Annotated in this window: 5 protein-coding genes and 2 pseudogenes; 2 read left to right on the plus strand and 5 right to left on the minus strand. The window is 73.4% G+C overall.

Annotation, left to right across the window (positions count from 1 at the left end):
• Positions 1 to 401 (plus strand): annotated as a pseudogene (locus A5673_RS29710) (PE family protein); the annotation flags it as partial.
• Between the two features lie 25 nt (positions 402 to 426).
• Here A5673_RS29710 and rfbA read toward each other — a convergent pair.
• From rfbA to A5673_RS23450, 3 genes are read right to left on the minus strand one after another with little or no spacing between them, the layout of a single operon-like run.
• Positions 427 to 1,296 carry a glucose-1-phosphate thymidylyltransferase RfbA gene (gene rfbA, locus A5673_RS23440; RefSeq protein ID WP_068238197.1) on the minus strand — a complete coding sequence of 290 codons (870 nt, stop codon included), beginning with the start codon at positions 1,294 to 1,296 and terminating at the stop codon, positions 427 to 429.
• Between the two features lie 22 nt (positions 1,297 to 1,318).
• The gene (locus tag A5673_RS23445) at positions 1,319 to 1,687 is read right to left on the minus strand and encodes a nuclear transport factor 2 family protein (protein WP_068238204.1); all 369 of its coding nucleotides are present in this window, start codon (positions 1,685 to 1,687) and stop codon (positions 1,319 to 1,321) included.
• A 28-nt stretch (positions 1,688 to 1,715) separates the two neighbouring features.
• Positions 1,716 to 2,471 (minus strand): maleylpyruvate isomerase family mycothiol-dependent enzyme, encoded by a 756-nt coding sequence (locus tag A5673_RS23450; protein ID WP_068238210.1) that lies wholly within the window; start codon positions 2,469 to 2,471, stop codon positions 1,716 to 1,718.
• 99 nt (positions 2,472 to 2,570) lie between these two features.
• On the opposite strand from A5673_RS23450, the gene A5673_RS23455 reads away from it, so the two are divergent.
• Positions 2,571 to 4,163, plus strand: coding sequence for a PE family protein (locus A5673_RS23455; RefSeq protein ID WP_068238213.1), 1,593 nt, complete (start codon positions 2,571 to 2,573; stop codon positions 4,161 to 4,163).
• A 5-nt stretch (positions 4,164 to 4,168) separates the two neighbouring features.
• Here A5673_RS23455 and A5673_RS23460 read toward each other — a convergent pair whose 3' ends face one another.
• Both A5673_RS23460 and A5673_RS30210 read right to left on the minus strand, forming a co-directional pair.
• Positions 4,169 to 5,494, minus strand: coding sequence for a UDP-glucose/GDP-mannose dehydrogenase family protein (locus A5673_RS23460; RefSeq protein WP_068238216.1), 1,326 nt, complete (start codon positions 5,492 to 5,494; stop codon positions 4,169 to 4,171).
• Positions 5,495 to 5,604: 110 nt separating this feature from the next.
• Positions 5,605 to 5,862, minus strand: a pseudogene (locus A5673_RS30210) (hypothetical protein); the annotation flags it as partial.

Consider the following 5,862-nt stretch of genomic DNA (forward strand, 5'->3'; position numbering starts at 1 on the left):
GCAACGGCGGCGCCGGTGGAGTCTCGGGCGCCCAAGGCTCCGTCCCCGGTACGGGCGGTGACGGCGGCGACCGCTGGGCGGCGCAGATCGTCGCGACCGGCGGAGCCGGCGGCACCGGCGGGGCCGGCGACGGCGGCACCGGCGCCGGCGGCGACGGTGGCAACGGCGGGGGCGGCGGCACCGGCGGGCTGATCGGCGACGGCGGCGCGGGCGGCGCCGGCGGCGCCCCCGGGCCCAACGGCGGCTTCGCCGGCGGCAACGGCGGTAACGGCGGCAACGCCGTGCTGGTCGGTAACGGCGGCAACGGCGGCAACGTCGGGAAATCCGGCGCCGGCACGCCGGGCAATCCCGGCAACGGCGGGCTGCTGCTCGGCCAGCCCGGCAATCTCGGGTCGTTCTAGCCGGCGCGCTGCCGGCTCGGCGAGTTCACCGCCGCTGTTCCAGCAGCCCCAGCAGGTAGTCGCCGTAACCGGACTTAACCAGCGTCTGGGCTCGTTTGGCCAGCTCCTCGTCGGTGATCCAGCCCTGCAGCCACGCGATTTCCTCGGGAACGCTGACCTTGAGCCCCTGGCGCCGTTCCAGCGTGCGGACGTAGTCGCTGGCGTCCAGCAGCGAGTCGAAGGTGCCGGTGTCCAGCCACGCCGTCCCGCGGGCCATCACCTCGACGGACAGCCGGCCGCGGTTCAGGTAGATCTGGTTGACCTCGGTGATCTCGTATTCGCCGCGCGCCGACTTCTTCAGGTTCTTGGCGATCTCGATCACGTCGTTGTCGTAGAAGTACAGGCCCGGCACCGCGTATTGCGACTTCGGCGTGGCCGGCTTCTCCTCCAGCGACAGCGCCATGCCGTCGTCGGAGAACTCGACGACGCCGTAGGCCGACGGGTTGGCCACCCAGTAAGCGAAAATGGCTCCGCCGCTTATGCTTTGGAAGCGACTCAGGCTGGTGCCCAGGCGGGGGCCGTAGAAGATGTTGTCGCCCAACACCAAGGCCGCCGAATCGTTGCCGAGGTGGTTGGCGCCGAGCACGAAAGCCTGTGCCAGGCCCTCGGGTTCAGCCTGTTGGATGTAACTGAGGTTGACGCCGAATTGCGAGCCGTCGCCCAGGAGCCGCTCGAAGCCGGCCGCGTCGTGGGGCGTCGTGATGACCAGGATGTCGCGAATGCCGGCCATCATCAGCGTGGACAGGGGGTAGTAGATCATCGGTTTGTCGTAGACCGGCAGCAGCTGCTTGCTGATGCCGATGGTGATCGGATGCAGGCGGGTGCCCGATCCGCCCGCCAGGATGATCCCGCGCATAACTGCCTCTCCTCTTCGGCCGCTAATTGACGAGGTCGGCCTCGGTGACTTCGGTGGCCGCCAGCGCGGCGGCCAGATCCTCGTGCCGGAACACCGCGGTGACGTGGTCGTGGACCACCCGAAACGCCGACGCGGCGTTGGTGACGCCCCCGTCGGGGGTGCTGACCTTCTGTTCGACCACCACGACGCCGTCGTGCACGTACATCCGGCCGGGCTCCGCCGTGCCTCGCTGGGAATCGGCCCACCGGCGCAGCGCCTCATGGCCCTGGGCGGCCCCGTGGGCGTCGCCGATTTCGATGTCGTCGCTGGAAAGCGCCGCCAACGTCTGCATATCGGACGCATTGAGGGCGTCGTGCCACGCCAGAACGGTGGCGATCTCCGATGTGGTCATGGTCAGCAACGTACCGTGTCCACCCGAGTTATAAAGGCGTACGGTCCAGCCATCTTTGCCAGACGGCGTCATCGCCGAACAGTTGGATACCGGTGTCGGCCACCGGGACCCGGCGAAGGATGGCCAGCAGCAACTCGGTGGCGCCGCCGCGCAGCGCCGCGCTGCCCTTGCCGTGATCGTGCGACCAGGCGATGGCCCCGCCGGCCACGCGCATCGTCCATTCGCCGGCGTCACCCAGGCCCGCATCGGTGGCGTGCAGGTGCAGGGTGTCGCCGTCCTCGAGCGGCAACGGCGCGCCCTCGGCCCCGGCCTGAATCGCCACCCGCTCAAGCCATTCCGTGATCGCGTCGGCCGCGATTTCCGCGTCGAGGGTGAACTCGGTGCCGGTCGCGAGGGCGGCGTCGGCTCGGTGCACCGCCGTCTCGTGCAGCCGCCGCCGAACCCACCAGTTCGCGGGGCGCGTCCCGAGGAAGGTCCACACCGGCGTTTCCACGCCCGTCAGCTCGACGGCGTCGAGCAGCCGCTGCGCGCCGCCCTGCAGCCAGGAGATCGCGTCGGCAAGATCCGGCGGCGGCTTGCCGCCTTCCACGGCCCGCGGGTCGAGGTACTCCTCGAGCCGGTCGCGCACGATCTGCGCCGCCCAGCGGTCGCCGCGCCCGACATGGCGCATCAGCTGGGTCAGCGTCCAGCCCGGGCACGTCGGCACCGGCGCCGACTCGTCGGCGCCGCGGAAAAGCTCGGCGAACGCCCGGTTCTCGGCGAGGAACGCGGCGGCATAGTCCACGCGGTCAGGCTACCCGCCGGCCCGGACCCGTTGATCCACTGCGCCGACCCGGCGGCCGCGATAACGTCCCTTCGAGGACCTGACGAAAGGTGCGGGGGAATGTCGTTTGTGATCACTGCACCGGAGGCGCTCGGGGCGGCGGCTTCGGACCTGGCCGGCATCGGCACCGCGCTGAGCGAGGCCCACGCCGCTGCGGCGGCCTCGACGACGCGGGTGGTGGCCGCGGGCGCCGACGAGGTGTCGGCGGCGGTCGCGTCGCTGTTTTCCGGTCAGGCGTTGGACTTTCACGCGCTGGGTGCGCAGGCGGCGGCATTTCACGATCAGTTCGTGCAGACGTTGAGCGCGGGCGCGGCCTCGTACGTCGGCGCCGAGGCCGCCAACGTCCAGCAGAGCCTGCTGGACGCCGTCAACGCGCCGACGGAGGCGCTGTTCGGACGCCCGCTGATCGGCAACGGCGCCAACGGGGCCCCGGGAACGGGGCAGAACGGCGGGGACGCCGGCATCCTGCTCGGCAACGGCGGGAGCGGGGGTTCCGGTGGCGCCACCCACCCCAACGGCGGCAACGGCGGGGCCGCGGGGCTGCTCGGCTCCGCCGGCGCCGGCGGCGCCGGCTGGTCGGGCGCCACTCCCGGCAACGGCGGCAACGGCGGGGCCGGCGCGCTGTTCGGCGCCGGCGGCGCGGGCGGCGCCGGCGGCTTCTCTTCCACCGCCGCCACCGGCGGGAACGGCGGCGCCGGCGGGGCCGGCGGGATCTTCGGTGCGGGCGGCGCCGGTGGGTCGGGCGGGCTCTCGACGGGCGGCGCCGGCGGCAACGGCGGCGCCGGCGGCAACGGCGGGCTGTTCAGCATCGCCAGCAACGGCGGGATCGGCGGGCCGACACAGCCGACCGGAGGCGCCGGCGGCGCCGGCGGCACGGGCTTCACCGACGGCGGCAACGGCGGCGCGGGCGGCAACGGCGGGCTCCTCGGCGCCGGCGGGGTCGGCGGCGCCGGCGGCGACGGCCATGGCGGTAGCGGCGGTGTTGGCGGCGACGGCGGCAACGGCACGGTGTGGGGCAACGGCGGCGCCGGCGGCCACGGCGGCGCCGGGTCCTCGGGTGACGGCGGGGCGGGCGGCCACGGCGGCGCCGGCGGCATGTTCGAAGGGTCCGCGGGCGCCGGCGGTGACGGTGGGAGCGGCTCGATCAACGGCGGCGCCGGCGGCGCCGGCGGCAATACCCGGGGCATCTCCGGCAATGGCGGCGCCGGCGGCGACGGCGGCACGGGCATCGGCGGTCGCGGAGGGGCCGGCGGCCACGGCGGCAACTCCGGGCCCGTCCAGGGCACCGCCGGGCGCGGCGGCAACGGCGGCACCGGCGGCGGTGGCGCCGGTGGCGACGGCGGCAGCGGCGGCAACGCCGGTGGGCTGTCCGGCAGCGGCGGCGCCGGCGGGGCCGGCGGGGCGGGCGAGACCACCGGCGGGAACGGCGGCAGCGGCGGCAACGCCGCGCTCGTCGGCTACGGCGGTGACGGCGGCGCCGGCGGGCAGGGCGTCACGGGGCGCGGCGGCGACGGCGGCAACGGCGGCGGCGCGGTGCTGTTCGGCAACGGCGGCACCGGGGGCAACGCCGGGATCGGCGTGCCCGAGGGCGACGCGGGCGCCGGCGGCGCCGGCGGGCTGATCGGCTCGGCCGGGAACGCCGGACTGACCTAGGGGAGCTAGGGCCGCGGCGCCCCGAGGCGGAACACCCGCCACCCCGCACGCTGCCAGCGGGCGAAGTCGAGGCAATTGCGGCCGTCGACGATGACGCGGGCCCGCACCCGGTCGGCCAGGTCGTCGGGATCCAGGTCGACGAACTGCCGCCACTCGGTGAGCACCAGCACCGCATCCGCGCGCTCGCAGGCCTCTTCGACCGAAACCGCGTAGTTCAGCGTCGGGAACAGCCGCTGCGCGCTGTCCAGCGCCTTGGGGTCGTACACGTTGACCGCCGCGCCGTTGAGCTGCAGCTGCCCGGCGACGTTGAGCGCGGGCGAGTCGCGCACGTCGTCGGATTCCGGTTTGAACGCCGCGCCCAGCACGGCGATGTTGGCGCCCAGCAACGAACCGCCGCACGCCGCGGTGGCCAGTTCGACCATCCGGGTGCGCCGGCGCATGTTGATGCTGTCGACCTCGCGCAGGAACGTCAGCGCCTGGTCGGCCCCCAGCTCACCCGCGCGGGCCATGAACGCGCGGATGTCCTTGGGCAGGCAGCCGCCGCCGAAACCCAGGCCGGCGTTGAGGAATTGGCGACCGATGCGCGGGTCGTAGCCGAGCGCGTCGGCCAGCAGACTGACGTCGGCGCCCGCGGCCTCGCACACCTCGGAGATGGCGTTGATGAACGAGATCTTGGTCGCCAGAAAGGCATTGGCGGAAACCTTCACCAACTCCGCCGTTTGCAGGTCGGTCACCAGGAAGGGCACCCCCGCGTCGAGCAGCGGGCCGTACAGCTCACGGACCGCGGCCTCGGCGCGCGTCGAATCCTGTTGTGTCCCAAGCACGATGCGGTCCGGGTGCAGGGTGTCGTGCACGGCGTAGCCCTCGCGCAGAAACTCCGGGTTCCAGGCGATTTCGACGTCGACCCCGGCCGGCGCCAGCGCGGCGGCGCGCTGGTTCAGCTCGGCCGCGGTGCCCACCGGGACCGTCGACTTGCCGATGAGCACCGACGGCCTGGTCAGCCGGGGCACCAGCGCATCGATGACGGCGTGCACGTGGCACAGGTCGGCGCCGTATTCGCCCTTCTTCTGCGGCGTGCCCACCCCCAGGAAATGGACGTCGGCGAAATCGGCCGCCATGTCGTAGTCGGTGGTGAACTGCAGCCGCCCGGCGGCCAGGTTGTCGGTCAACAACTTTCGCAGGCCCGGCTCGTAAAAGGGGATGTCACCGCCGGCCAGCTTCGCGATCTTGCCCGCATCAATATCGACGCCGACGACGTCGTGTCCCAGTTCGGCCATTCCTGCCGCGTGGGTGGCACCCAGGTAGCCGGTGCCGAAGACGGTGCATCGCATACCACCGGTGTAGGTGGCCGCGATGAGCTAACTGCATCGCCGTGCTGAGCGGGAGGCAAACGGCAGATGACAGGTGGCGGTGTCGGGCCTGAAAGGCCTGTCTGAAAGGCCTAGAGGCCGGGGATGCCGGGGATACCGAACCCGCCGTGCCCGCCGTGCCCGTGACCGCCGCCGAATCCGCCGTGCCCGCCGCCGGGGAAGCCACCGTGATCGTCGTCCCCGTGACCGCCGCCGAAGCCCCCTCCGGGCGGGCCGCCGAAACCGGGTATCGGTAGCGGGATGGGCACCGGTACCGGCGCCCGCGGACCCTTCGAACATGCCGCCGGCGCCGCCGTGGCCGCCCGCCCCGCCGTCACCCGAGGTCCCGG

Origin of the sequence: Mycobacterium sp. E3198, from assembly GCF_001667015.1 — a bacterium.
Taxonomy (GTDB): Bacteria; Actinomycetota; Actinomycetes; order Mycobacteriales; family Mycobacteriaceae; genus Mycobacterium.